Origin of the sequence: Nocardioides immobilis (assembly GCF_003515065.1) — a bacterium.
Lineage (GTDB): Bacteria > Actinomycetota > Actinomycetes > Propionibacteriales > Nocardioidaceae > Nocardioides > Nocardioides immobilis.
The window spans coordinates 62,893-85,570 of the sequence record NZ_QXGH01000021.1 but is presented as its reverse complement, the minus strand read 5'-3'; the positions used below and the strand labels follow the sequence as shown (position 1 = coordinate 85,570).

General features: G+C 66.7%; 21 protein-coding genes, 1 pseudogene and 1 CRISPR repeat array. Of the genes and pseudogenes, 16 read left to right on the top strand and 6 right to left on the bottom strand.

From position 1 onward, the window contains the following. Positions 1 to 5 precede the first annotated feature (5 nt). A pseudogene (locus D0Z08_RS33065) lies at positions 6 to 254 on the top strand (hypothetical protein); the annotation flags it as partial. Positions 255 to 435: 181 nt separating this feature from the next. Here the strand turns inward: D0Z08_RS33065 and D0Z08_RS17530 are convergent. The 3 genes from D0Z08_RS17530 to D0Z08_RS17520 form a co-directional block, all read right to left on the bottom strand. Beyond that, positions 436 to 786: a hypothetical protein gene (locus D0Z08_RS17530; RefSeq protein WP_118926540.1), complete on the bottom strand. Its 351-nt coding sequence runs from the start codon at positions 784 to 786 to the stop codon at positions 436 to 438. Between the two features lie 73 nt (positions 787 to 859). After that, positions 860 to 1,429: a hypothetical protein gene (locus D0Z08_RS17525; RefSeq protein WP_147381453.1), complete on the bottom strand. Its 570-nt coding sequence runs from the start codon at positions 1,427 to 1,429 to the stop codon at positions 860 to 862. A 7-nt stretch (positions 1,430 to 1,436) separates the two neighbouring features. Further along, positions 1,437 to 1,871, bottom strand: a complete 435-nt coding sequence (locus D0Z08_RS17520) for a hypothetical protein (protein WP_118926538.1) — start codon at positions 1,869 to 1,871, stop codon at positions 1,437 to 1,439. An 858-nt stretch (positions 1,872 to 2,729) separates the two neighbouring features. Here D0Z08_RS17520 and D0Z08_RS17515 point away from each other — a divergent pair. The 10 genes from D0Z08_RS17515 to D0Z08_RS17470 all read left to right on the top strand — a co-directional run bounded on the left by D0Z08_RS17515 (position 2,730) and on the right by D0Z08_RS17470 (position 15,929). Beyond that, the gene (locus D0Z08_RS17515) at positions 2,730 to 4,655 is read left to right on the top strand and encodes a recombinase family protein (protein WP_118926537.1); all 1,926 of its coding nucleotides are present in this window, start codon (positions 2,730 to 2,732) and stop codon (positions 4,653 to 4,655) included. Between the two features lie 667 nt (positions 4,656 to 5,322). After that, positions 5,323 to 8,115 (top strand): CRISPR-associated helicase Cas3', encoded by a 2,793-nt coding sequence (cas3, locus tag D0Z08_RS17510; RefSeq protein ID WP_118926536.1) that lies wholly within the window; start codon positions 5,323 to 5,325, stop codon positions 8,113 to 8,115. Continuing rightward, on the top strand, positions 8,112 to 9,734 hold the full coding sequence (gene casA, locus D0Z08_RS17505) for a type I-E CRISPR-associated protein Cse1/CasA (RefSeq protein WP_118926535.1): 1,623 nt from the start codon (positions 8,112 to 8,114) through the stop codon (positions 9,732 to 9,734). The genes cas3 and casA overlap by 4 nt, the downstream gene beginning before the upstream one ends. Further along, positions 9,731 to 10,375: a type I-E CRISPR-associated protein Cse2/CasB gene (casB, locus tag D0Z08_RS17500; RefSeq protein ID WP_118926534.1), complete on the top strand. Its 645-nt coding sequence runs from the start codon at positions 9,731 to 9,733 to the stop codon at positions 10,373 to 10,375. Before casA ends, casB begins: the two co-directional genes overlap by 4 nt. Further along, the gene (gene cas7e, locus D0Z08_RS17495) at positions 10,372 to 11,523 is read left to right on the top strand and encodes a type I-E CRISPR-associated protein Cas7/Cse4/CasC (protein ID WP_118926533.1); all 1,152 of its coding nucleotides are present in this window, start codon (positions 10,372 to 10,374) and stop codon (positions 11,521 to 11,523) included. Before casB ends, cas7e begins: the two co-directional genes overlap by 4 nt. Further along, the gene (gene cas5e / locus D0Z08_RS17490) at positions 11,520 to 12,221 is read left to right on the top strand and encodes a type I-E CRISPR-associated protein Cas5/CasD (RefSeq protein WP_118926532.1); all 702 of its coding nucleotides are present in this window, start codon (positions 11,520 to 11,522) and stop codon (positions 12,219 to 12,221) included. Before cas7e ends, cas5e begins: the two co-directional genes overlap by 4 nt. Beyond that, on the top strand, positions 12,221 to 12,919 hold the full coding sequence (gene cas6e / locus D0Z08_RS17485; protein WP_118926531.1) for a type I-E CRISPR-associated protein Cas6/Cse3/CasE: 699 nt from the start codon (positions 12,221 to 12,223) through the stop codon (positions 12,917 to 12,919). Before cas5e ends, cas6e begins: the two co-directional genes overlap by 1 nt. Then, entirely contained in the window at positions 12,916 to 13,860 is a 945-nt protein-coding gene (cas1e, locus tag D0Z08_RS17480; protein ID WP_118926530.1) for a type I-E CRISPR-associated endonuclease Cas1e, read from the top strand. The genes cas6e and cas1e overlap by 4 nt, the downstream gene beginning before the upstream one ends. Continuing rightward, the gene (gene cas2e / locus D0Z08_RS17475) at positions 13,854 to 14,204 is read left to right on the top strand and encodes a type I-E CRISPR-associated endoribonuclease Cas2e (protein WP_118926529.1); all 351 of its coding nucleotides are present in this window, start codon (positions 13,854 to 13,856) and stop codon (positions 14,202 to 14,204) included. Before cas1e ends, cas2e begins: the two co-directional genes overlap by 7 nt. 44 nt (positions 14,205 to 14,248) lie before the next feature. Next, positions 14,249 to 15,252: direct repeats of the CRISPR family, unit length 28 nt; unit sequence GTGCTCCCCGCTCGCGCGGGGATGAGCC. 137 nt (positions 15,253 to 15,389) lie between these two features. Beyond that, positions 15,390 to 15,929, top strand: coding sequence for an HD domain-containing protein (locus D0Z08_RS17470; RefSeq protein ID WP_118926594.1), 540 nt, complete (start codon positions 15,390 to 15,392; stop codon positions 15,927 to 15,929). Here the strand turns inward: D0Z08_RS17470 and D0Z08_RS17465 are convergent. Continuing rightward, entirely contained in the window at positions 15,917 to 16,390 is a 474-nt protein-coding gene (locus D0Z08_RS17465) for an NUDIX hydrolase (protein ID WP_118926528.1), read from the bottom strand. The genes D0Z08_RS17470 and D0Z08_RS17465 overlap by 13 nt on opposite strands. Positions 16,391 to 16,719: 329 nt before the next feature. Between D0Z08_RS17465 and D0Z08_RS17460 the strand changes: the two genes are divergently transcribed. Beyond that, positions 16,720 to 17,061 carry a hypothetical protein gene (locus tag D0Z08_RS17460; protein WP_118926527.1) on the top strand — a complete coding sequence of 114 codons (342 nt, stop codon included), beginning with the start codon at positions 16,720 to 16,722 and terminating at the stop codon, positions 17,059 to 17,061. Positions 17,062 to 17,196: 135 nt separating this feature from the next. Here D0Z08_RS17460 and D0Z08_RS31690 read toward each other — a convergent pair whose 3' ends face one another. Together D0Z08_RS31690 and D0Z08_RS17450 are read right to left on the bottom strand one after the other, a co-directional pair. Then, positions 17,197 to 18,948 (bottom strand): hypothetical protein, encoded by a 1,752-nt coding sequence (locus tag D0Z08_RS31690; protein WP_147381452.1) that lies wholly within the window; start codon positions 18,946 to 18,948, stop codon positions 17,197 to 17,199. A 281-nt stretch (positions 18,949 to 19,229) separates the two neighbouring features. Then, positions 19,230 to 19,952, bottom strand: coding sequence for an XRE family transcriptional regulator (locus D0Z08_RS17450; RefSeq protein ID WP_220454233.1), 723 nt, complete (start codon positions 19,950 to 19,952; stop codon positions 19,230 to 19,232). 177 nt (positions 19,953 to 20,129) lie between these two features. Between D0Z08_RS17450 and D0Z08_RS17445 the strand changes: the two genes are divergently transcribed. Genes D0Z08_RS17445 through D0Z08_RS17430 form a run of 4 tightly spaced genes read left to right on the top strand, consistent with a single transcriptional unit; the run spans position 20,130 to position 22,509 of the window. Further along, positions 20,130 to 20,564: a plasmid replication, integration and excision activator gene (locus tag D0Z08_RS17445; protein ID WP_118926524.1), complete on the top strand. Its 435-nt coding sequence runs from the start codon at positions 20,130 to 20,132 to the stop codon at positions 20,562 to 20,564. Next, on the top strand, positions 20,564 to 20,884 hold the full coding sequence (locus D0Z08_RS17440) for a hypothetical protein (protein WP_118926523.1): 321 nt from the start codon (positions 20,564 to 20,566) through the stop codon (positions 20,882 to 20,884). Before D0Z08_RS17445 ends, D0Z08_RS17440 begins: the two co-directional genes overlap by 1 nt. Then, positions 20,881 to 21,147, top strand: a complete 267-nt coding sequence (locus tag D0Z08_RS17435) for a hypothetical protein (RefSeq protein ID WP_118926522.1) — start codon at positions 20,881 to 20,883, stop codon at positions 21,145 to 21,147. The genes D0Z08_RS17440 and D0Z08_RS17435 overlap by 4 nt, the downstream gene beginning before the upstream one ends. A gap of 30 nt (positions 21,148 to 21,177) precedes the next feature. After that, complete coding sequence (locus tag D0Z08_RS17430; protein ID WP_182481366.1) at positions 21,178 to 22,509, top strand: FtsK/SpoIIIE domain-containing protein; 1,332 nt, start codon at positions 21,178 to 21,180, stop codon at positions 22,507 to 22,509. Positions 22,510 to 22,678: the final 169 nt, after the last annotated feature.

Genomic DNA, 22,678 nt, shown 5'->3' with positions numbered 1-22,678 from the left:
CAAACGTCCGACTCGACGTGCCGCCCACCCGGCCAGAACCCTGTGCGGCCGGGTCCACTCCTGCAACGTCAAGCGCTGGCGCGACGGACAGATGGCGCTGCGCGCTGGTGCGGCGCCCGGCATGATCGAGGCGACCAAGCAGCTTCGCCGCGTGAGCGGGCCATCTGTACCTGCCCGCGCTGCGGGCCTCGTTGAGTTGGAACAGCACGTCGCCGCCGAAACTGTCGGAGCCGACTGCAACAGTCAAGGCGTGAGCGCAACCTTATGCACACCGGGCCGCCACCGAAGTTCCTTCAACAGAACAGAACTCGGGACATGCTCTCGGGAGTCGGACACGGCGCATAGGCCCAAGGAGACGTGTGGAGCGACGACGGCTCTGGCGTCGAGTTTGTGACTACGGCGAGCGCCAAGTCGGGATGTCGTTGGGCATGGGAACTACGACGCGATCAACTCGGGGCTAGAAGCAAGCCACTTCGCGAGCCCGTGGAACATGGTCTCCATGGCTGCGTTGACCTTCGCAACATCGCCGAGCCTGACGTTCGGCTCCTCGCGAAGTAGAGCAGACTTGAACAACAACAGGTCCGCATAGGTCTCGCGGAACGACTCCGCCCACGTGGCGACGTCAAGTCGACCCTTTGCGGTCTTGATGTAACGCCGATACTCGTCCGGTAGTTGGGGCAAGGACTCATCGTCGGGCACGGGACCGCCCTGAGCGTAGGCGAACAGCAACTCAACCGCTAGAAGGTTCTGGTCGAACGTCGGGTCAGATCTCGTTGGAAGTGTCATCGTCGTGACGCCTGATCGTGGTTGGGTCGGTTGTCCACTGTAAGCCTCCCGGCTACGAATGACAGCGTTGTAGTTATTGTCCGGCATCGTGGTTCCCATCACTTGCATGCGGCGCCGTAGGCGCGTCGGCAATCGAGATGTTCGTAGCCAAACGCCGCTTTGCGGCTTCAAGGAGCGGTGTCGCGTCGGTCTCGCTGGACTGCTTGACATGGTCGGCCAAGACATCCGTTCCGGACTCGAGCGACAGCAGGCTCCCAAGCGCGAGTTTGGACCCCGGCGGGAACATCCGGAGCACGTATGGCGAAGCAAGTAGGAGCCCGACGGCACCGAGGCCGATGGGGACCCTCGGCCAATCCGGCACCTCGCAGTCGCGCGTTGTGATGACCTCGGATGTGGTGTCTGGAAGCGCCGCCGTAGTGGTTGATGACGATGGTTCAGTTGTCGTCTTCGTGACCACGTCCGTGGCGCATGTCTGGTCAGGGTCGTCGAAGAAGAAGCCCAACGCGACTGCCAACAACACAGCACCGATCCCGGCTGCTCGCCTGGCTCGACCGAAGCGTACCGCTTCGACTTCGAGCACGTAGCGCTCGCGGTCGTTCAGGGACGGCGGGAGGCTCGGCGCGGAATCTTTGGCCCTGACCATGGACGCGTCACTTGGTCCGGCGACCCAGGTAATTGGTTCCGTGGCGCCGCTCAGCAATTACCAGAGCCTCGACGTAGCTCTCCAGGTCGCTCTTCAGGCGCTTCTTCAGCGCCTTCTTCTGCACGCGCGGCAGCTCGTCACCGGTCGGGATCTGACTGCGGAAGTCACGGCTGACGTGTTGGACGTGTGCGCTCAACGGCGTGGTCGCGCTCGGACTCACCGCAAGCCACTCGCTCCGGCGCTCGACGAGCTCGATCGATTTGGGACTAAGCGCTGTCGGCTTGCCACTGTCCAGACCCCAACGAATACCGGTCATCACGTCCGTCACCGCCCCGCTGAGAGACATGCTGAAACAGGCTTGCGCGGCCGGGCGGCTGCGGCCTCGCTTGGCGTACTGATTGTGCCGCTTGAGCATTAGGCCAATGGGACCGTCGAATTTCACGCCCTACCGTCCTTCCGGCTTATCGTCTTGGCGTGGCTGCTGTGGTGTGACAACGTATCGCGGCTGCAGTTCTCGCGTGCGGCCTCGCGCCGAATCTGTTGAAGAGTGCCGGCAACGCCGCGAGCCCGCGGGCACGCACACCGACGCAGACGCCTTCCCGACATCAGGTCCGTCCGCCCGCTCAAACACTTCCATCCCATGGGCCTTCTCCGGGCCCAGCGGCCGCAGTCGTCGCGGCGACAACGGGCCCGAGTTGGTCGAAGCGCTGACAACTCCGGTCGATCGGGTTCTTGCGAGCTCGAAGCGGTGAGTCGCCTCGCGCTGCCGTGGGGTGCGCGCAGGGACCGGCCGCTAGGCCGCATGCCCGGAGCGCGGGGCCCCGCGGCGGCGCCGGCGCAGCCGGCGCCCTTGATGTCATAGAGGTCAATCCGGCAACTGCACACGGTACTGCGCGTTGAGGGCGGCCCTCCATCGCGGAGCCATCGACAACCGTCTGCGCTGGCGAACCAAGGTTCCGCCCGCGTGGCGCGCCTCGGGAAGATGCACCGGCTGGGTAGCGCGGCTTCTCGTACGAACAGCCGGTGGCTCGGCAACGCGACTACGGCGACTGGGCGTCGTGGTCCGAGGCCGCGAAGATCGCGGGCGTCCAGGTCCACGCGCTTCGAGTGATGGAAGCGTCAGGGCCAAGTGAGCCACCGGCCGGAGGGCAAGCAGCGCCCTAGCCTTAGCGGGCGCCTCGACCGGCGGCAGCGGTTAACCCCCCACGTGCCGTACTGCGAGTGCGAGGGAGGGCCATGCCCGCGGCTTCCCTCGTCTGGTCGTCTATCTAGGATCGGGAGACCTTCCTACGCTCGGTCCATGTCACGAAGCGCCGTTCTCTACGCCCGCATCTCCGTCGCCACCGAACAGTCCGTCTCGGTGGCCAGGCAGCTTGAATCTGGACGCCAGTACGCCGCAGCGCGTCGTTGGAAGGTGGTCGGTGAGTACGTCGACCGAGGAGTGTCGGCAACCCACGTAAAGCCCAAAGACCGTGGCGGCTGGAAAGCACTTACGGACTCCCCCCAACCCTTCGACGCGGTCATCGTCTGGAAGGTCGATCGGCTCGCCCGCCGCGTTATGGACTTCCTCCAGGTTGATGAGGAGCTCCAACGACGGGGTGCCGCGATCGTCTGCGTTGAGCAAAGCCTCGACCTGACTACCAGTGAGGGCCGCGCCTTCGCGCAGATGCTGGCGGTGTTCGGCGAGCTCGAGACTGCGGCTACCTCCGAACGCCAGGCAGCCGCCAGGGCCTACTTGCTCGCAAATGGTCGCTCGCCGGGCGGTCTACAGCCCTATGGCTTCCGGATCATCCCCAACCCGAACGGACCTGGCCGGGTACGGGCTCAGGACCCGCAGCGAGCTCCGTGGACGCGCGAGATGGCCGACCGAGCACTTCGCGGCGACACGATTTACTCGATCGTGCAGTGGCTGGACGCTTCTGATGCGCCGCCGCCGGCCTATCCACGTTCCAGGCCCCACCACTGGCACTTCTCGATGGTCAACAACCTGCTACAAAACCCCGTCCTGGCCGGCATGTACCCATGCAACCCAGGACGAGGCGGCACCGGACGCGGGCCGGAGGTGCTGCGCGGCGAGGATGGCAACCCCGTGATCGGCGGCGACGCCATCATCAGCACCGGCGAGCACGACGCGCTGGTGTACGCGCTGACGCACAAGGGGCACCATTCGGCGATCAAGAACAACCTCCGCGCCAAGACGTCGATCCTTCTTTCGGGGATCATCACGTGCGCCGAATGTGGCCGCTCGATGGTTCGCAGTACGAGCAAGAAGGTGCCCTATTTTGAGTGCCGGCATTGCTTAACCTCGGTGAACCGTCACCGTCTGCTGACCTACATCGAAGGCCGGCTGCTCTCTGAACGGGGCCGACGGCCGACCTACCGGCTTATGTGGACCGTACCCAACGACGCGACCACTTCGATCAAGCTGGCCCAGATCGACTCGGACCTGCGCACGGTCGCCCTGGAACTGACGGGCGAGGACGCCGACGTCGAAGCCATCGCAACGAAGGTCGCAGCCCTCAAGACTGCTCGCAACTCGCTCAAGCGGCGCGCCAAGGTCCGTCCGGTAGAGAAGCTTGTGCGTAGCAGCCGCTCTCTCGACGAGGTCTGGCGGATGTGCGTCAACGATGAGCAGCGCCAGCAGATCATGGCCGACCAGATCGACAAACTTACGATCGCCCGTCTGCGCCGACGCGGCGGACGCGCGTTCCGCGAAGACCGCGTCACTCTCACGTGGCGCGACACAGCTGTAGCCGTCGTCCCGGACGGTGTGTCCCTCGACGCGGCATACGCGTACATCCCCGAACCCAGCCCATGGATGTCCAGCCGAGCGGCGGCCGAGCTGCTCACGGTGCCGATTATGACCATCCGGAATGCAGCGAAGAGGGGCGACATTCAGCGGCGCTCAGCCCACCGATCCTACGCCTCATTATCCAGGGAGTCCGTCGAGCAGTTCGGGAGGACCTACATTCCGCCACTCTCGCCCGCCGAGCGGGCCGATCAGCGTGCGAGCGCGGAATGGATCTCCATCACGACAGCGGCCGAGTTAATCGGCTGCCACAGATACACCGTGACGAGGTATCTCCGCCGTGGAGCCTTCAAGCAACGGCCAGTGACCGGTCGGGAGCCTTCCCTCAATCGCGAGTCCGTCGACAAGTTCGCGACGCGGTGGCGGGCAGACCTCAATGATCGTCCATGGTCAGGTGCGCGCCGTCGCGTGAGCTAGAAGTAGCAATTCAACAGGGTCTCAACGCTTCGGCAGCGGTGCATGCGCACGATCGATCACAGGAATAGTGCCGATGAGCGGACGTCGCGCACGGTGGGAGCTGGCCGCACGCAGGCCCCTTGCCGCGGTGGAGCCGAGGTCGCCGGGACGGATGTCAGAGTGGAGTGGCGGCCGAGAGCGCCGGCTCACCGGTCGTAGTCGGCCATCACTGGACGGTCGGCATAGCGAAGCACCGCGCCCCGCCCGAACACACGGCTGCCCGTCTCGGCGGCGGAGCGTTGACCGCTCATCAGCGCGGAGAGCGGCTTACTGGTCCGCTGCCGTGAGGACATGATGTGGCCGAAGTATTCAAGGCGTCGCACATCAGGTGCCAGAGATCTGTCGCGCATCAAGTGGCGTATCACATCCTGCGAGTGGCACTACGCTCTTGGAACATCGCGACTCGGGTCGGGGCGTCGGGGCAATGCCTCATCACGTTGGCCGTGCCGATCGCGGGCTCCACGTACATCGATCGCCCTGACATGCGGCGTCTGGCGGGCCAAGGCGTTGGGAAGAGCCGGGCTTACCGCTGAAGCCCACGCCCACTGACTGGCCGCCTGGGTGCGGACCCGGCGATTTCGCCGCGGGTGTCGGGGCATTCGCCTAGCGTGCACCGAGGAGGTGCGGCGTGGGCCATTCATGGAGCGAGGCGGCGCGCTCGGTCTGGGGCAAATCGTCCGGATACGACGGCGAGGCGTGGATGCCGTTGGTACAGCATCTCGAGGACTCGGCAGCGGTGGGATCCCTCGTGTGGGACTGGCTGCCGGCACGCACCAAGCGCACGATCGAGGACGCCCTTCCCCCTGATGCACGCGACGGAAAGGTCCTGCTGACATGGCTGGCGGGCAGCCACGACGTGGCCAAGTGCAGCCCGCCGTTTGCGTCCAAGGTTCCACCGCTCGCCGATCGGATGTGCGAACGCGGGCTCGTCGAGCCGCTCGACGTGACGGACTTCGGCAAGGCCCCGCACGGATTGGTCGGCCACGTCGTCCTCGGCCGCTGGCTGGAGGACCGGTACGAGGCTTCATGGAAGACCGCCACGACGTATGCGGTGATCGTAGGCGGTCACCATGGCGTACCGCCGACGATCGCCAAGCTGGACTGGCTCGAGGACCGGCCGCACCTGGTCGGACGCGGCCGCTGGCACGAGGTGCAGTGGGAGATCCTGGACGAAATGGCCGCCTGGACCGGCGCCGATCGGCACCTGTCCGCGTGGGCTCGATGCCCGCTACCGACAACCGCGCAGGCGATCCTGACCGGCGCCGTGATCGTCTCCGACTGGCTTGCGAGCAACACCGACCTGTTCCCGTTCGACGCAACCGATGGCGATCAGCGCGCCGGCCTCGCCTGGGACGCACTCCGGCTGCCCCCGCCGTGGCACCCGCAGGCACCGCCCGACGACGTCTCAGCGCACCTCCTCCAGCGGTTCCCCCGGCTGCGGGACGCCCAGGTCCGACCCATGCAGCGCCTGGTCGTCGAGGCCATCCGCGGCTGTTCCTCGCCGCCGCTGGTGGTCATCGAGTCAGGAATGGGGACCGGCAAGACCGAGGCTGCGCTGCTCGCCGCTGAAACTCTCGCGCAGCGCTTCGACTGCGGTGGCGTGTTTGTCGGCCTGCCGACGATGGCCACCTCGGACGGCATGTTCGCCAGAGTCCTGGAGTGGGTGGAGCACCTCGACGGCCACGGCGCCACGAGCGCCTACCTGGCGCACGGCAAGGCCGGGTTGAACGACGACTTCCGTGGCTTGATCGAGCGGAGCCGGGCCGTCGATGTGCACGACGAGGAAGCCGGACGCACAGCCGACGCAAAGGTCGAGGCCCAGGTCCTCGCCTGGCTGACCGGGCGTAAGAAGGGCGTGCTGGCCAACATGGTCGTCGGCACCATCGACCAACTGCTGTTCATGGCGCTGCAGGCCAAACATGCAGCGCTGCGCCACCTTGCTTTCGCCGGCAAGGTGGTGGTGATCGATGAGGTGCACGCGGCTGACGACTTCATGAGGATGTTCCTCGTCCGCGTGCTGGAGTGGCTGGCGGCGTACGGCGTGCCGGTGCTGCTGCTCTCGGCCACGCTCCCTAGCGCCCAGCGTCAGGAGCTGGCCGACGCCTACCGGCGCGGACTCGGACTCCCGGCCGAGCCGCTGCCCGACGACCTCGCCTATCCCTTGGTCACGACCGTGACCGCGGACGGCACTGCCGCTCGAGGAGCCGGCGCGCAAGCGACGACGCACTCGGTGGACGTACGCGTCATCGACGACAACCTGGACACGCTGACCGGGCTGCTCGGCGGCTGGCTGGTGGAAGGCGGCTGCGTGGCGGTGATCCGCAATACCGTCGGCCGGGCGCAGAAGACCGCCGCTCACCTGCGTGAATGCTTCGGAGATGTGGTGGTGCTGCACCACTCCCGTTTCATCGCGACCCACCGTGCGAGCCGCGAAGCACTCCTGCGCGTCGAACTGGGGCCCGATGCAGACCATCGGCCAGCACGGCGGATCGTGGTCGGCACCCAGGTGTTGGAGCAGTCGCTCGACGTCGACTTCGACGCGATGGTCACCGACCTGGCCCCGGTCGACCTAGTGCTGCAACGGATCGGCCGGCTGCACCGCCACCCACGTGGCGCCGGGGAGGCAGAGCGTCCACCCCGGCTGCGTACCCCTCAAGTAGTACTGACGGGCATCGACGAGTGGGACGCCAGCGGAGTGCCCACGCCTGGACGGGCCTCCCGCGCGGTCTACGGGCTGAGTCGGCTGTACCGATCCGCGGGAGTGCTCAGCCTCAGCCCGAACGGCCGCACTGTCATCGCCCTGCCCAGCGAGATCCGCACGCTCATCGAGGGCGCCTACGCGACCGTGCCGCCGGTTCCCGAGTCGTGGCGCGAGGCCGCCGACCGGGCCGACGCGACCTATCGCGCCGAGCTTGCCGAGGCCCGCATCCGTGCCGACATCTTCCGGATGCGTGGCGTCCGAGAACTTGAAGGCTCCCTGGTCGGCTGGTTGCAGGACTCCTCAACGGAGGCCGAGGACGGGCGCTCCCAAGGATCGGCCCGGGTCCGCGACAGCGACGACGGCATCGAGGTGGTCGTGACTCAGCGGATCGGAGGGGAAGTCAGGTTTATCGCTGACGAGAGCCCTCATGCGGGCCGCCACATCCCGACCGCGTTGAGCCCCCCGGATCCGGGACTAGCGCGGGCACTCGCCGCGACGACGGTCCGGCTCCCGATGTCCATGACCGCCTCCCCACAGGCCTTCGACGCCACGCTCGCCGCCTTGGAGGCCAACGCCTACGAAGGCTGGCAACAGTCCCCGTGGCTCGTAGGCCAGCTGGTGCTGCATCTCGATGAGTCCTGGCGCGCCACCGTCGGCAACTTCGCCCTCCACTACGACCTCGACCAAGGACTGACCTCCGTCCGAGAGGACCGCCCATGACCACACCCGCCTTCGACCTGAACTCTGAGCCGTGGATCCGAACACGACTGCGCACCGGGGAGATCTCAGAACTTTCCCTGACCGAGATCATCACGCGGGCCCACAACTGTGTCTCGCTGGCCGGGGAGCTCCCGACACAGGATTTCGCCGTGCTGCGGTTGCTCCTCGCGATCATCCGGCGCAGCCACCCCGACGCGGCCAACGCCGAGGCCTGGAGCGAGCTCTGGGAGCGCGGGGCCTTCAACCCTGAGCCGATCGCCTTGTACCTAGACCAGCACCACGACCGGTTCGACCTACTGCACCCCGAGACTCCCTTCTATCAGGTGGCCGGACTGTCGACGGCTAAGGGCGCCATGACCGACCTTGCTCGACTGGTCGCCGACGTGCCCGCCGGGCACCAGTTCTTCACCACCCGCGCCGGACGCGCCCTCACCTCCATGGACCTCGCGGAGGCGGCGCGCTGGATCGTGCACTGCCAGGCGTTCGACCCCTCGGGGATCAAGTCCGGCGCCCTCGGCGACGACCGAGTCAAGGGCGGGAAGGGGTATCCCATCGGGGTGGCCTGGTGCGGGTGGCTCGGCGGGATCGTCGTCGAGGGTGCGTCGCTGTTCCACACCCTGATGCTCAACCTGCCACTCGGCTCCAGACTGGACAGCGCAACACCGGACCTGCCGGTGTGGGAACGCCCACCCCAGATTGCCGCGGCGGAGGGACGGCTCGCTCCATCCGGACCGGTGGACCTGCTCACCTGGCAGAGCCGGCGAATCCGACTCGGCCACGACGGACAGCGGGCAACCGACGTACTGATCGCCAACGGCGATCCCCTACATCCGCGCAACATGTTCCACCACGAGTACATGACCGGCTGGCGGCGCAGCGAGGCGCAGGAGAAGGCTCAGGGCAGCAGCGATCCCATCTTCATGCCCCGCCAACATCAGCCCGGCCGGGCACTCTGGCGAGGTCTGGATGCGCTGATCGCAGAAGCCGGCAACGCCCACTCCCCCATGACATCGAAGCCTGGACGGTGGCTCGAGTGGCTCGCTGAACTCCGACAAAAGCACCACCTGCCGCGAGACCTCCCGGTGCGGATTCGGGCAGTCGGCATGCACTACGGATCGCAGAGCGCAGTGACCGACGACATCGCCGATGACGCGCTGGCGCTCTCGGTTGCCGTGCTCAGCAGTCGAGGGGCCAAGGCTCTTGCGCTCGATGCCGTCCGCGATGCCGACGCCGCCGTTCGGGCAGTGGCATCGCTCGCCGGGGAGCTGGCCGAGGCCGCGGGCGCAGACCCGACCGCCTTCCGGTCCAGAGCCTTCGACCAGGGGTACGCCGCGCTCGACTACCGGTACCGCCGCTGGGTCTCCACCTTGAGCTCCGAGACCGAGCGGGACCAGGTTCGCGCCGCCTGGCAGAACGAGGTGCGTCAGACCCTCGTTCGGCTAGGTCGCGACCTGGTGGGCAATGCCGGACAGGCTGCCTGGATCGGTCGCGAGGTGAACCGCGGGAACGACCACACGCTCTACCTCGACGCAGCCATGGCCGAGAACAGTTTTCACCACCGCTTACGCCAAGCGTTACCACTCGCCTACCCCCGACCCCGTGAGGGAGCCTCCGCATGACCACCGACACGTCAACGAGGATCGACACCCTCGAGCTCTACGTCGGCCGCACCGCCGCCGCGCTCCAGTCGGGATACCTGGCCGACCGCCCCGATGCCGGCGCCAAGCTAGCCAGGCTGCGACGAGCCTTAACCGCCGGGCGACACCTCAGTCCCGACGCCTGGGACATCTTCGAAGGCATGCCCGAGCAGTTGCTGGGGGCGGGCGACGAGCCCAGCGAGGCCGAGTTCGCGGCCGTGGCAGCACTGACCCTCTTCGCGACCCACCAACAATCGAGGAGAGATGCCGGCATGCACCGGCAGGGCCGCGGTCACACCCTCGGTCGATCCGTAGCACGTCTTGCAGCGACCACCGATAGCAAGGGCGTCGAGCGGCGCTTTCGGGCGCTGACTAGGTCGAACGACATCGGCGCCGGGCTCCAGTACTTGCGTGGTCTGGTCACTCAGCTCCGGGGCGAGCGGATTGCCCTCGACTACGGCGCCCTGGCTCGTGACCTCTACAACATGCAATACCCCGAGGGTATCCACGCCGTCCGGATGCGCTGGACCCGTGACTACCACCGTCCCACCAACGACGCCGGCCGCTCACACCAACTGAACGCCGAAGCGGCGACCACCGACCCGACAGGAGAAACCCCATGACCACCTTCATCGATATCCACGTGCTGCAGACCGTGCCGTCGAGCAATCTCAACCGTGACGACACCGGCAGCCCCAAGACCGCGATCTTCGGCGGCGTCCGCCGCGCGCGAGTGAGCTCCCAGGCCTGGAAGCACGCCACCCGGCGCGACTTCGCGGCCTACCTCCCGGAAAGCGACCGCGGTCTCCGGACCCGCCGGATCATGGAAGACCTGACCGGACGCATCAGCGCTCTTGACGCCTCATTGAGCACGGACGAAGCACTCCAGTTGGCCAAGGACGTCATGAGCGCCGCCAACCCCAACATCACCTTCAAGGAACCTCGGCCGAAGAAGCCCGCGAAGGGCGAGGATGCAGCGCCCGTCGACCCGTTCGGGCTCAGCGACTACCTGATCTTCATCAGCAATCAACAGCTCGACCGGCTCGCCGAACTCGCGGTCGACGGCCGCGCCGGCGAACTCGACAAGAGGGCTGCCAAGGAGGTCTTGAAGCAAGACAATGGCATCGAGGTCGCCCTCTTCGGCCGGATGGTCGCAGACGACAAGTCGATCAGCGTCGACGCCTCGGTGCAGGTCGCGCACGCGATCAGCACCCACCCCGTGGAGACGGAGTACGACTACTTCACCGCCGTGGACGACGCCAACGCCGAGACCGATCCGGGCGCCGGAATGATCGGTGTCATCGAGTTCAACTCCAGCACGCTCTACCGCTACGCGACGATCAACCTCGACCAACTCCAGAAGAACCTCGGCGACACCGATGTGGCCAAGCGCGCGGCCGAGGCGTTCGTCCGCTCGTTCTCGGTGAGCATGCCGTCGGGGAAGCAGAACACCTTCGCCAACGGCACGCTGCCGGATGCGGTGGTGGTACAGGTCCGCCACCGTCGTCCGGTCAACCTGGTCGGCGCCTTCGAGGCACCGATCCGTCCCGACGGGAAAGCGGCACTTTCCGTGCTCTCCGCGGAAGCACTGGCCAAGGAAGCTCGCGAGGTCGACGCGGCGTACGGCACTCCACCCACCTCCACCTACGTGATGGCGGTCAAAAGTGAGGTGGCGGCCGCGCTGGGCGACACCGGTGAGCACATCGGATTCGAGCAGCTCATCGATCGGGTCGGCGACCGCGTCCTTGAAGCACTCCGAGGAACGGCATGACCGTCCTGCTTCTGCGGCTCGCCGGCCCACTCCAGTCCTGGGGGGACGCCAGCCGCTTCACCCAGCGGCACACCCGCACCGAGCCGACCAAGAGTGGCGTCCTTGGGCTGTTGGCCGCGGCACAAGGGCGCCGACGCGCCGACCCGATCGAGGACCTGGCGGCACTCTCGTTCGGGGTCCGAGTAGACCAGCGGGGCCGGATTGAGCGTGACTTCCACACCGCGATCCGGCGCAAGGACGGGAAGGAGGAGTCGATGCCGCTGTCCTACCGCTACTACCTGACCGATGCGGTCTTCGTCGCGGGCGTGGCCGGCGACGAAGCACTCCTGCGCGGTTTGGACGAGGCGCTACGCGAGCCGCGGTTCCCGCTCTACCTTGGCCGCCGCTCATGCCCCCCAGCCGGCGAGATCGCCCTGGGTGTCCACGACGGTGAACTGGAAGACATCCTGAGGTCCGCGCCATGGGAGGCCCGCCCCTGGTACCGCCGGGAACAGGGACAGATGGTGCTGCTCGACCTGGTCCTCGACGCCGAGCCCGGCACGCCGTACGCCGAGACCACCCGCGACGTGCCGCTCAGCTTCGACCCGACGATGCGGCAGTACGGGTGGCGCGATGTCGTCAGGCTCGCGCCTGTCGAGATGCCGAACGACATGGGTCGAGCCGAGCCGGACTTCCTCGCGGCATACGGAGGAGCCTGATGTTCCTGACCCGGATGCACCTGAACCCGTCCCGACGCGGGACACGCTTCCTGCTGGCCTCACCGCAGCGCATGCACGCCGCAGTGATGTGCGCCTTCCCACCGGGAACACCGGTGGACGGCCCGGAGGGTCGTGTGCTGTGGCGAGTCGACCGCGGCGAGGACTCCTCGATCACCCTGTACGTCAGCAGTGTTGGGCGTCCCGATCTCACCCACGTCGTTGAGCAGGCCGGCTGGCCGACGGCTCAGAAGTCCTGGCAGACGGTTGATAGCTCACCGCTCCTCGCGCAGCTCGCGGCCGGCCAGGAGTGGATCTTTCGGCTCACGGCGAACCCCGTGCGCAGCGTGCGGACACCGGACGGCGGACGCGGGAAGCGCCTCGGGCACGTCACAGTGGCCCACCAGCAGGACTGGCTGGTCTCCCGCACTGGCGCCTGGGGGTTCGAGCTCGTCGACTCCTCTGCCTCACACTCGTCTGACGCGAAGCCGGTGCCACAGCTGGCCATCCACTCGCGCAGCCGCATCACGTTCGCGCGGCGTACCGACGGCGCAGGCCGGTCGGTCACCCTGAATGTCGCCACCTTCGACGGGACGCTTCGGGTTACCGATCCCGGCCGCCTGCGCATGGCTCTGACACACGGCGTGGGTCGCGCGAAGGGCTACGGCTGCGGCCTCATGACGCTTGCTCCTCCGCAATGAAGGAGATCCCCGGTCCGCCCCCGGTCGATATCTCGGAGCTGGTTAGGGCCCAGGACCGGATCAGTTTCGTCTACCTCGAGCGCTGCATTGTGCACCGCGAAGGCAACGCGGTGACGGCTACCGACGACCGTGGAACCGTGCACATCCCGGCCGCGACGCTGGGTGCATTGCTGCTCGGACCGGGCACGAACGTCAGCCAGCAGGCGATGGTGCTGCTGGCCGAGAGCGGGTCTACGGCGGTCTGGGTCGGCGAGCACGGCGTCCGTTACTACGCCCACGGCCGACCCCTCGCGCAGTCATCACGGTTACTGCAGGCGCAGGCGGCGGCGGTAACCAACCAATCGTCACGCCTGCACGTGGCGCGCGCGATGTACGGGCTGAGATTCCCGGAAGAGGACGTCGCCGGCGCCACGATGCAGCAGCTGCGGGGACGGGAGGGCGCCCGCGTCCGACGACTCTATCGTGCGCATGCCGAGCGCACCGGCGTGCCCTGGACAAAGCGTGACTACGACATGAAGGACTTCGGGTCGGGTAACGCGGTGAACCAGGCTCTCTCTGCGGCCACGACCTGCCTGTACGGCATCACCCATGCAGTCATCGTGGCCTTGGGTTGCTCCCCCGGCCTGGGCTTCGTGCACACAGGTCATACTCGGTCATTCGTCTACGACATCGCTGACCTGTACAAGGCCGAGATCGCGATTCCGGTCGCCTTCGACATCGCCGCTTCCGACTCCGAGGACATCCCCCGAGATACCCGGCGCGCGGTTCGTGACGCCGTACGGGGCGGTCATCTGCTGACCCGTTGCGCCCGGGACGTTCGACAGTTGCTGCTTCCTCCCGAGGAGGTCGAGGACCAGGACTGGAACGTCGTGTCTTTGTGGGACGGCGGGAACCGTACTGTGGCTGGCGGCACGTTATATGAGGAGGACATCCCGTGGTAGTCCTAGTGCTCACGGCTTGTCCGGCCGGCCTACGCGGGCATCTGACCCGGTGGTTGATGGAGATCAGCCCAGGCGTCTTCGTGGGGCAGGTGACCGCTCGCGTGCGTGAGCTGATGTGGCTCCGCGTGCTTGAACTGTGCAAGGAGGGAAACGCCATCATGGTTCATTCGTCCGGCAACGAGCAGGGGCTGGAGTATCGCTGCCACCGGCACGATTGGCAGCCGGAGGAATTCGACGGCATCTGGTTGATGAGGCGTCCAGCTGAGCCGTCCACCGTGCCAGCCTTGCCTCCAGGCTGGAGCACGGTCGGACGCATGAAGCGCGCCAGGCGCTACCGAAAGTGATTCTGACCCTCGCACCCGGGGCGTAAAGTCGCTGCTCAGAGAGTGTGCTCCCCGCTCGCGCGGGGATGAGCCCGTGCGAGCGGCGAGTCCGACGGGGTTGAGCTGGTGCTCCCCGCTCGCGCGGGGATGAGCCGTTGACGGTGTCGTTCTTCGCGCCGGTGAAGTTGTGCTCCCCGCTCGCGCGGGGATGAGCCCGAGCGCGCCTGGGGCTACGGGTCCACATCCGGGTGCTCCCCGCTCGCGCGGGGATGAGCCGATCGAGTCCGCAGCCACCGCCACGCCGTCGACGTGCTCCCCGCTCGCGCGGGGATGAGCCGTTGAAGCCCCGGATGATCGAGTCGCGGGCAGCGTGCTCCCCGCTCGCGCGGGGATGAGCCGAAGATGCTCACCGCGACGATCGCCGTGGCTGTGTGCTCCCCGCTCGCGCGGGGATGAGCCGTGCACGGTCGAGAGTCCGAACGTGCTCCGAGAGTGCTCCCCGCTCGCGCGGGGATGAGCCGCGGTCCACGTCGAGGCGCACGTCGTCGACGTAGTGCTCCCCGCTCGCGCGGGGATGAGCCCTGGTAGCCGGTGACGTCCATCCACGCGCCGGGGTGCTCCCCGCTCGCGCGGGGATGAGCCCTGGAACCGGGTCCGGGTGACACCGGGAACAAGGTGCTCCCCGCTCGCGCGGGGATGAGCCGATGGTGGCGTCGGTGTCGTCGGGAGTGAGATCGTGTTCCCCGCTCGCGCGGGGATGAGCCGGCCACCGACCGCATGGCGGCCGCCCTCGGCGCGTGCTCCCCGCTCGCACGGGGATGAGCCGAACAGCCGCGTAGCCCCTGCCTCGGCGATGCCGTGCTCCCCGCTCGCGCGGGGATGAGCCGGAGTCGCCGAGCAACTCGCCCTCGGTGCTGGTGTGCTCCCCGCTCGCGCGGGGATGAGCCGGATTGGCGGCCGGTGAAGTGGACGTGGTTACCGTGCTCCCCGCTCGCGCGGGGATGAGCCGGATTCGCGCGGCGGACAGGCCTGACCGTGAAGGTGCTCCCCGCTCGCGCGGGGATGAGCCCAGGGTGCCAACGGTGTTGCGGGCCTCGATGAAGTGCTCCCCGCCGGGCGGGAAGAGCCGCCGCTGCTCGACAGGATCCTGCACAGACTTTAGTCGTCTGGGTCGACCCAGTGATGTGGGTGCGTACATTGGCGACCATGGGGTGGAGGTCGGTCGATTGCAGAAGCCTTGCGCAAGAACTGATCGGCGACCAGGTTGCGCGATGGCGTCACGTGCAGGCTGTGGCGAACGCCGCCAAGCGACTGTCGACCGCGCCGTCTGATGACATCGTTGTCTCGGCTGCATGGCTGCATGACATCGGGTACAGCGACAAGTTGGTGGCAACCGGCATGCACGCCATCGACGGCGCCGCCTTTCTCGATCTGTTGGGCGCACCGCAGGAACTGGTCAGTCTCGTTGCCTTCCACACCGGCGCCGAGCACGAGGCGGACGAGCGTGGCCTGCTCGATCGGCTCATCCAGTTCGATTCGCCACCACAGGACCACCTCGATGCTCTCATCCTGGCCGATCTGATCAGTGGGCCCGACGGTCAACCTATGACTGTTGCCGAGCGACTGGCGGACATGCTGCGACGCTACGAGCCTCAGCATCCGGTGCACCGAGCAGTCGTACGATCCGCCGACTACCTCAGGGAGGCCGCGGCACGAGCTGCGAAGCGGTACGACTACCCGATGTAGGGCGCGGACCGGTCCTCGAGGCCGTGCTCCAGGCGCATGCGCATGGACGGGTGCATGGGCAGAGCGGCTGTGGCTTCGGGTGCCAGCCACTCCACGCGTTTGCTTTCACTGCTGGTGCGAGCGTCTCCACCCCTGAGCTGCGCTGAGAACGCGATCGAGAACTGCTGACGGACCTCGCCGTCCTCGTAGGCCATCACGTGGTTGGGGTTCGTGTAGGTCCCAGTGATGCCGGTGACCTCGACGTCGTACCCGGTCTCTTCCTTCACTTCTCGGACGACTGTCTCTGCGATCGACTCGCCGATCTCGTGACCGCCACCGGGCAGCGCCCAGAGGTCGTTGTCGGTCTTGTGGATGAGGAGGACTCGGCCCTGGTCGTCCTGAACGATCGCGACGACGGACGGTACGACGCTGTTGGCCTTCGGGGCACTGGGGTCGTCGATGTAGTCGATGCGGCGTCCCATGTGCCCAACACTGTCATGACCGTTAGTGGGTCTCCAAGGCTTCTGCGGCGTCCCAGACTCGGTCGAACGACTTCATCCTGGGCAATCGGTGCTCTCAGTAAACCGGCATTGGTCATCCGCGGAACGACCACCTTCGACCAGGTCAGCGTGCAGTGGCCTTCTTCACCGCGGTCAACATCCGCAAGCTCGTGGTGCGGGCCTAGCGCCTGTGCGAGCTGGTCGACCCTGAGCCTCACGTCGTTGGCCGAGCTGTTCCTCGAGTCCTCCGTTCGTGCCGGTCTCAATAACCTGGTCAGCGGCGGCACGCAGGCCGCTGGGACACGGAGGTGATGCGGACTCGTGACCACGATCGCCATCTGCTCGGTAACTGGCCCACAGGTCCACAACCGGCCACTCAGGCCGGCGACAGCCTCGTCGTCGGCGAGGTGCGTGCGGAGGAGGCACTCGACCTGCTCTTTGGCCCTGAACAGCGGGCTGCCGATCCTCTGCACCTCGAGGGAGGCAAGGACTCGCCGCTCGCAGTGGTGATCGAGCGGCCGAGCACGATGGTTCTTGCTTCCGGGTGTTTCGATGGTTCAGTCCTGCTGACCGTGGCAGTGTCGGAGAGACAGGCTGTCGCGGTGAGGTTCGCCGAAAAGCTCGGCACCTTAACGCGGTGCAATTTCATCTAACGGGCGATCGTCGAGGAGTTCCCCCACGTTTCCCGAGCTGCTCGCCCAGCGCGGGCCAGGGGCGCGGAACCGGCAAAGCCAGAGGCGCCTGTGCCCAATCGGTAGGACGGATGCCTCGCATGCCCCTTGCCCACATCAGAAGACGAACGAGATAGCGCGGGTGAACACGCGGTCCGCGTCGCCGCCGGAGGCGACGACATCTCCGCGGTTGCATGCAAGATTGATGTGCTTCCGGACCGCGATGTCGACCTTGAGAGTGCGCGCCTTCTTCTTCCACACACCCGCTTTGTGCAGGCCGTCCTTGATCCCCGCTGCGGTCAGCTGGTCCTTGCTGTAGACCAAGCTCCACGAGAGCCGGGGTTTGCCGTCCTTACCGTGCCCCACCCGGACCTGAATGCAGGCGTCGCGGTTGCGGATCTGGTTGAGCGCCCACACCGCGCCGAGAGCGACGCCGCTGAGTGCGGCGATCTCGCTAGCCCTGTAGAACCCGTTGAGGCGGGTGAGGTTGAGCGCTCGGAAGAGGGCCTTCTTCGCCTGCCGTTTCGCACGGCTCAACGTCTTGTCGACCTGGTATTCCTCCTGCCAGTCGACCGTCTCCTCGCCGTAGACCTCACCAAGGTGGTCACCGGTGAATTTGACCAGCGCGCTGGTCAGCGTCTCCTTTTCGTGGGCGAGCGCGAAGTCAATTATGGCGTTGGCTGTTTTGTTCGACAGCAGCAGGATGCAGCCACGTCGCCCTGCTGGGATGCGGAGACTTCGAAGTGCGGGCGTGACCCATCTGAACTCGGTGATCCCGCACGTGATCCCGGCATCTCCGCGACCGGCGACCCTGCGCGGTGGACCGCCGGCCGGCAGGGTGTCCGGCACCTCCGAGGGGTCCCATGGGGCGCTTCCGCTTGCGACTTCGATGGCATCGGGCACGCAATCCCCATCTGTGTCGGCGGAGTCCGGATCGGTCCCAGACACTTCGATCTCATAGACGTCTGGGAGCCGGTCGCCGTCGGAGTCGGTGCTGGTCCCCGGCGGTGCGTCTATGCAGCGTTCATCCAGGGTTGGACAGGTTGGGATGCCTTCGTGGTGGCCAGGCCCGCCTTCCAGCCTTGGCTCTTCGTACTGGCCATCGACGCCGTCCGGACTACCGAGGTCCTCCGGCTCTCCAGCAGCAAGTGGGTCGAGATCGACTGAATCGGGGAGGCCGTCTGAGTCCGTGTCGATGCTGCTCGTCGTCATGCAGACGACTGAGTGGACCAGGTGCCCGTAGGGGTCGGTGGTCCACCGGTAGTCGCGCCCTGCGGTTGTCGGGTACGTCCCGTTGTTCGGCCACGGCACCGTCGCCGGGGTGTTCGTGACGGTTTCTTCGAGGCTGTCGTAGTAGGGGCCGTGATCGTCGCAGAGATAGGACACTCCCGGCATCCCGACTCTGAGATCCGAGTGTGGTTGGAACGCGGTCATCGACGTGCCTTCGGGCAGATCGTGGAGGCCGTAGAGGGAGTTTGCCTCCGAAGGGAACACGGCGAAGTCGGCTTGGCCTCCGCCAACGCCCGCGTGCTCGCTCTTCTGACACTGAGACGGCGGAGAATTGACGAAGTAGTAGTAGACCTCGCCCCACGACGTCGCGGACAACGAGGTTGTAGACACATCGGCATGCCATTCGCGGCTGTAATGCTTGCCCGGGTTCCCGCCGAACCAATCGTCGGGGTAGGTGTACTCGGTGGCGACCCAGCCGCGGTACAGCTTCAGATCGGGATCCGCGGCAACTGGCGCTTCCGAAGCCGATCCGCTCGACATGGGCGAGTGAGCCGCGGCCACCGTTGGCAATGTCAACATGACCGCGACGACGGAGAACCAGGTAGTGGTGCCTACCAGGCGTCCGGCGAGTTCCCCCATGTGGACAGGATGCAGCGTTGTCTCCCGGCCCGCGGCCATTCACGGCATTCTTTACCGGCGCCTCACGGCCCAGATCAGAGCTGAGTTGGGTCCTTTGAACACGTCGCGGCGGATGGCCTGGCGTTCGACGATGTCGAACCAAACCTCGAGGCCAGGTTCATCCAGGAGGCGTGGGTCGGGTTGAAGAGGACCTTGAACCACGGGTGATCCGCTTGACCCGCCGACATCCTCCTCTTCCCCGGCGGCTCGCGCGCGTTCGGTTCGGCACTCCGTGCTCGGGACTAGAAAGGTTGTGCGAGCGAGTCGGCGTCCAAAGCCTGTGCGGCGTCCCAGACTCGGTCGAACGACTTCAGGTAATGCTCGAAGAGTTGGCCATCAGCCAGCTTCCGAATGTGGAGGACGGGATTCTGAGGTGCCGGTGATCCGACGACGTGAGTGTTAACGAGCATCTGATCGTCGAAGCGGTAGATCGAGTTGTAGAGCACGCTGTCGTGTTGCCTGACCTCGACGCCTGGGATACCTAGGACTGGCTGCATGTAGGTGAGGCTCAGCCGGATGCGCGCTGCGAGGTTGGCGCCTATGCCCTCCTCGTCGCCTCGCCAGGCCACCGTGGCCGAGTCGGGATCGCCATAGAGAAGACGCACCTTGAGGCCATCAGCAGCCCGCTCCACCAGTTTGGCCGGCAGATCGGGATGGCTGTCGACCAAGAACAAGCCGGCGTACACGAGGATCTCGACCCGCTCGGTGGCTCCGTCGACCAGTCGGCGCCAGAGGTCGGCCGGCACGGCGCCTCGGTTCGGGTAGAACCCCATCAACTCGGCCTTGCTGGTCGCATGCACCTGTTCGTCATCGAGCAGCTGCGGCCACAGGAAGATCTCGTCGCTCTCGAGCAGGCTGGCGACTCGTTGCCGGTGTCGCTTATGCGGGACTCGGCCATTTTGGAGCCATCTCTCGACTGTCTTGGGATCGACCTCGACCCCCGTCGCGAGCTCCCCGACGGTCACGCCGGCTTGGTGCATCTGGCTGCGTAGGCTCGTTTCCCATCGCTTCCCCGAGGACGTTTTGGGACGTTTGGCTACCACGCTAGACGTCCCGAACCATCCGCTCCAGGGGGTGCTGCCGTCCTGTGGATAGCGATGAGGTTGGAGGCAATCGCTCACCAAGACCAAGGAGAAGACGTCATGGCGATGCCCCGCAAGCTTCCGGTCGAGTTCGGCGTGGCCTTCCCGTACGGCGCGTACGCCGTGGGCGAGGTCCAGCCGGTCCGGGACTACGACAAGTCCACCCGTGAGCGGATCATCCAAGCGGTCGACCCGGACACGGGGCTGCTGCTCTGGTCCGTCGACGTGGTGGACGGTGACCCAGAGGCCAAGAAGTCCACACGCACTATGTCGGTCAAGATCACGGCCACGGTGCAGCCGGTGCTGCCCGAAGCCCTGTCCGGCCTGCCGTTCACCCCGGTCGAGTTCGACAAGATGACCGCCACGGCGTACATCGAGGAGAACGGAGACTTCTCCAAGATCGCGTGGTCGCTGCGTGCTGCCGATGTCCGAGCGCCGTCCCGGTCGACGAAGCCGGCGACCGAGAAGGCGGCCATCGAGAAGGCGAGCGCCTGATGGTGGACGCGCCCCCGGACTGGGCATGGGGCGGCTGGGTGCTCGGTGACCTCGCGGACATCCTTCGCCGCGCCTGTGACGTACTCGGCAACGCCACCGATATTGAGCGTGTAGTTGTCTCGCCACCTTCGCGGCCCGAGGAAGTGCCCGAGATACGTGTGGTGGTCCCAAGTGAGCTCGGGCTGCTCTCGATCAGACGAGACCTCACCCAAGGTGAGTACCCGGTTCAGTTCTTCGGGCGGCCGACGGACAACTGCTGGATCGCCGAGGTTCCGGGCCTTCGACTGTTCGTCGCGCACGCACAGGGGAGGTCATCGTGATCGGCGCCGGAACCGCTGGCGAGTGGATTCATTTTCTCGATGCGCGCGACGCGGTGGACGCGATCAGTGAGCTCACGCGGATGGTCCAGCGGCTCGACGACGCCAGTGACGAGGTGACGGGGGTCCTTTACACCCTCAGCGGCTCACCGTCGTGCGACGTGGAAGAGATCCTGCGGGTCGCCCGTGCCGCGACGTACGAAGCGATTGGGCTGTTGAGCAGCGTGATCACTCGCATCCGTCTCGACAACCCCGATGCGGCCTGAACCATGACGGTCGACACCGTGGACCGAGCCGTGACTCTCCCTGGGGCACTGGAATTCATCGGCCGCTGCGCCGGCTACGCGTGCGTCCTGCTGGGTGCGGCGTGGCTGGCCTGGCCGTGGAGCCTCGCCCCGACGGCGGCCGTCACTCTTATGGCCACCGGCGCGCTCATTTGGTCCTGGTGGCACCCGGCATCCTTCGGCCGTGCGAGCGGTTGCCTTCGCGGATGGATCTGGCGGAGGGCCATCGTGCGCGACTGGGAGACGGTCTGTGCGCGTTGCGGTCTCGCGGAGATTGAGGTGCCGGCAGTACGACGGAGCCGCGTCGCCTTCCCTCACGTCGAGTTGCAAGTCCGCCCGGCGCTTGGCCAGACGATCAGTGACTTCGAGGGCGCAGCCGAGGCAGTTCGCAGCGGTGTCGGAGCATCCCGGGTCCGAGTCGAGGCATGCGGCACACGCGACGTCCTGTTGACCTTCACCGTCGGCGATCCGCTGCGGCTGTCCTTCGACGCCCGGCCGGCCGCTGCGCTGGAGCAGCTGGACGCGGTTCCCATGGGCCGGCGCGAGGACGGTCTGGAGTGGCGGCTGGCGATCGGCCCCCACACCCTCGTCGCCGGGTCGTCGGGCTCGGGCAAGGGATCGGTCTTCTGGTCGTTGGCCTTTGGACTCGCCCCCGCGGTCCACTCCGGCCGGGTCCAGCTGCACGGCATCGACCTCAAAGGCGGAATGGAGGTCCTGATGGGCAGAACCCTTTTCACGACGACAGCCACCAACGCTGCGGAGGCGGTCGCCGTGCTCGAGTTGTTGGTCGGCTGGATGCGCGAGCGAGCCCAGCGGTACGCCGGCCAGGTGCGGTCGCACGTTCCGAGCGTCGATGAGCCGCTGCACGTGGTGATGATTGACGAGCTGGCCGCGCTGACTGCGTACTGCCCTGAGCGCGATCTGCAGCGGCGGGCCGAGACAGCGATCAACCTGCTGTGCTCCCAGGGTCGAGCACCGGGCTTCATGGTCTTCGCCTGCCTGCAGGACCCCCGCAAGGAGGTCATCCCCGCCCGCGGACTGTTCACTCAGATGGTCGGACTGCGCCTCAAGGACCTGTCCGAGACGTCGATGGTGCTCGGCGAGACAGCTGTGCTCAGCGGGGCGCACTGCCATCGGATCCCTCGGGACATGCCCGGTACCGGCTACGTGCTACCCGAGGAAGGCGGTCATCCCATCCGCGTCAGAGCCGGCTTCGCTTCCGATCGCGCCATCCGGGAGGTCGCTGATCGATTCGCTACATCCGCGGCGGTCCCGATTGTTGTGCCGGACCCCGACCCGCAGGACCGCCCTCGGCGGACGCGCTCGAGCGAGGTGGCGTCATGAGTGAGACCTGGAGGATGAGGGCGCTCTGCGCACACTTTCGGACCCTGCCGTGGATCGCGGATCCTCGAGATCTGTCACCGGCGGCCGGTAAGGCGATGTGCATCGTCTGCGATGCCTGCCGAGTACGGGCGGAGTGCGAGGCGTACGTCCAGCGGGCCGGGATCGTGAG

Coding starts and splice junctions, on each gene's coding strand:
- D0Z08_RS17530 (WP_118926540.1), bottom strand. CDS start 786: ATGACACTTCCAACGAGATCTGACCCGACGTTCGACCAGAACCTTCTA.
- D0Z08_RS17460 (WP_118926527.1), top strand. CDS start 16,720: ATGCGGACTCGTGACCACGATCGCCATCTGCTCGGTAACTGGCCCACA.
- cas1e (WP_118926530.1), top strand. CDS start 12,916: ATGAAGGAGATCCCCGGTCCGCCCCCGGTCGATATCTCGGAGCTGGTT.
- casB (WP_118926534.1), top strand. CDS start 9,731: ATGACCACCGACACGTCAACGAGGATCGACACCCTCGAGCTCTACGTC.
- D0Z08_RS17440 (WP_118926523.1), top strand. CDS start 20,564: ATGGTGGACGCGCCCCCGGACTGGGCATGGGGCGGCTGGGTGCTCGGT.
- cas5e (WP_118926532.1), top strand. CDS start 11,520: ATGACCGTCCTGCTTCTGCGGCTCGCCGGCCCACTCCAGTCCTGGGGG.
- casA (WP_118926535.1), top strand. CDS start 8,112: ATGACCACACCCGCCTTCGACCTGAACTCTGAGCCGTGGATCCGAACA.
- cas7e (WP_118926533.1), top strand. CDS start 10,372: ATGACCACCTTCATCGATATCCACGTGCTGCAGACCGTGCCGTCGAGC.
- cas6e (WP_118926531.1), top strand. CDS start 12,221: ATGTTCCTGACCCGGATGCACCTGAACCCGTCCCGACGCGGGACACGC.
- D0Z08_RS17470 (WP_118926594.1), top strand. CDS start 15,390: ATGGGGTGGAGGTCGGTCGATTGCAGAAGCCTTGCGCAAGAACTGATC.
- D0Z08_RS17525 (WP_147381453.1), bottom strand. CDS start 1,429: ATGGTCAGGGCCAAAGATTCCGCGCCGAGCCTCCCGCCGTCCCTGAAC.
- D0Z08_RS17515 (WP_118926537.1), top strand. CDS start 2,730: ATGTCACGAAGCGCCGTTCTCTACGCCCGCATCTCCGTCGCCACCGAA.
- D0Z08_RS17465 (WP_118926528.1), bottom strand. CDS start 16,390: ATGGGACGCCGCATCGACTACATCGACGACCCCAGTGCCCCGAAGGCC.
- D0Z08_RS17445 (WP_118926524.1), top strand. CDS start 20,130: ATGGCGATGCCCCGCAAGCTTCCGGTCGAGTTCGGCGTGGCCTTCCCG.
- D0Z08_RS31690 (WP_147381452.1), bottom strand. CDS start 18,948: ATGGGGGAACTCGCCGGACGCCTGGTAGGCACCACTACCTGGTTCTCC.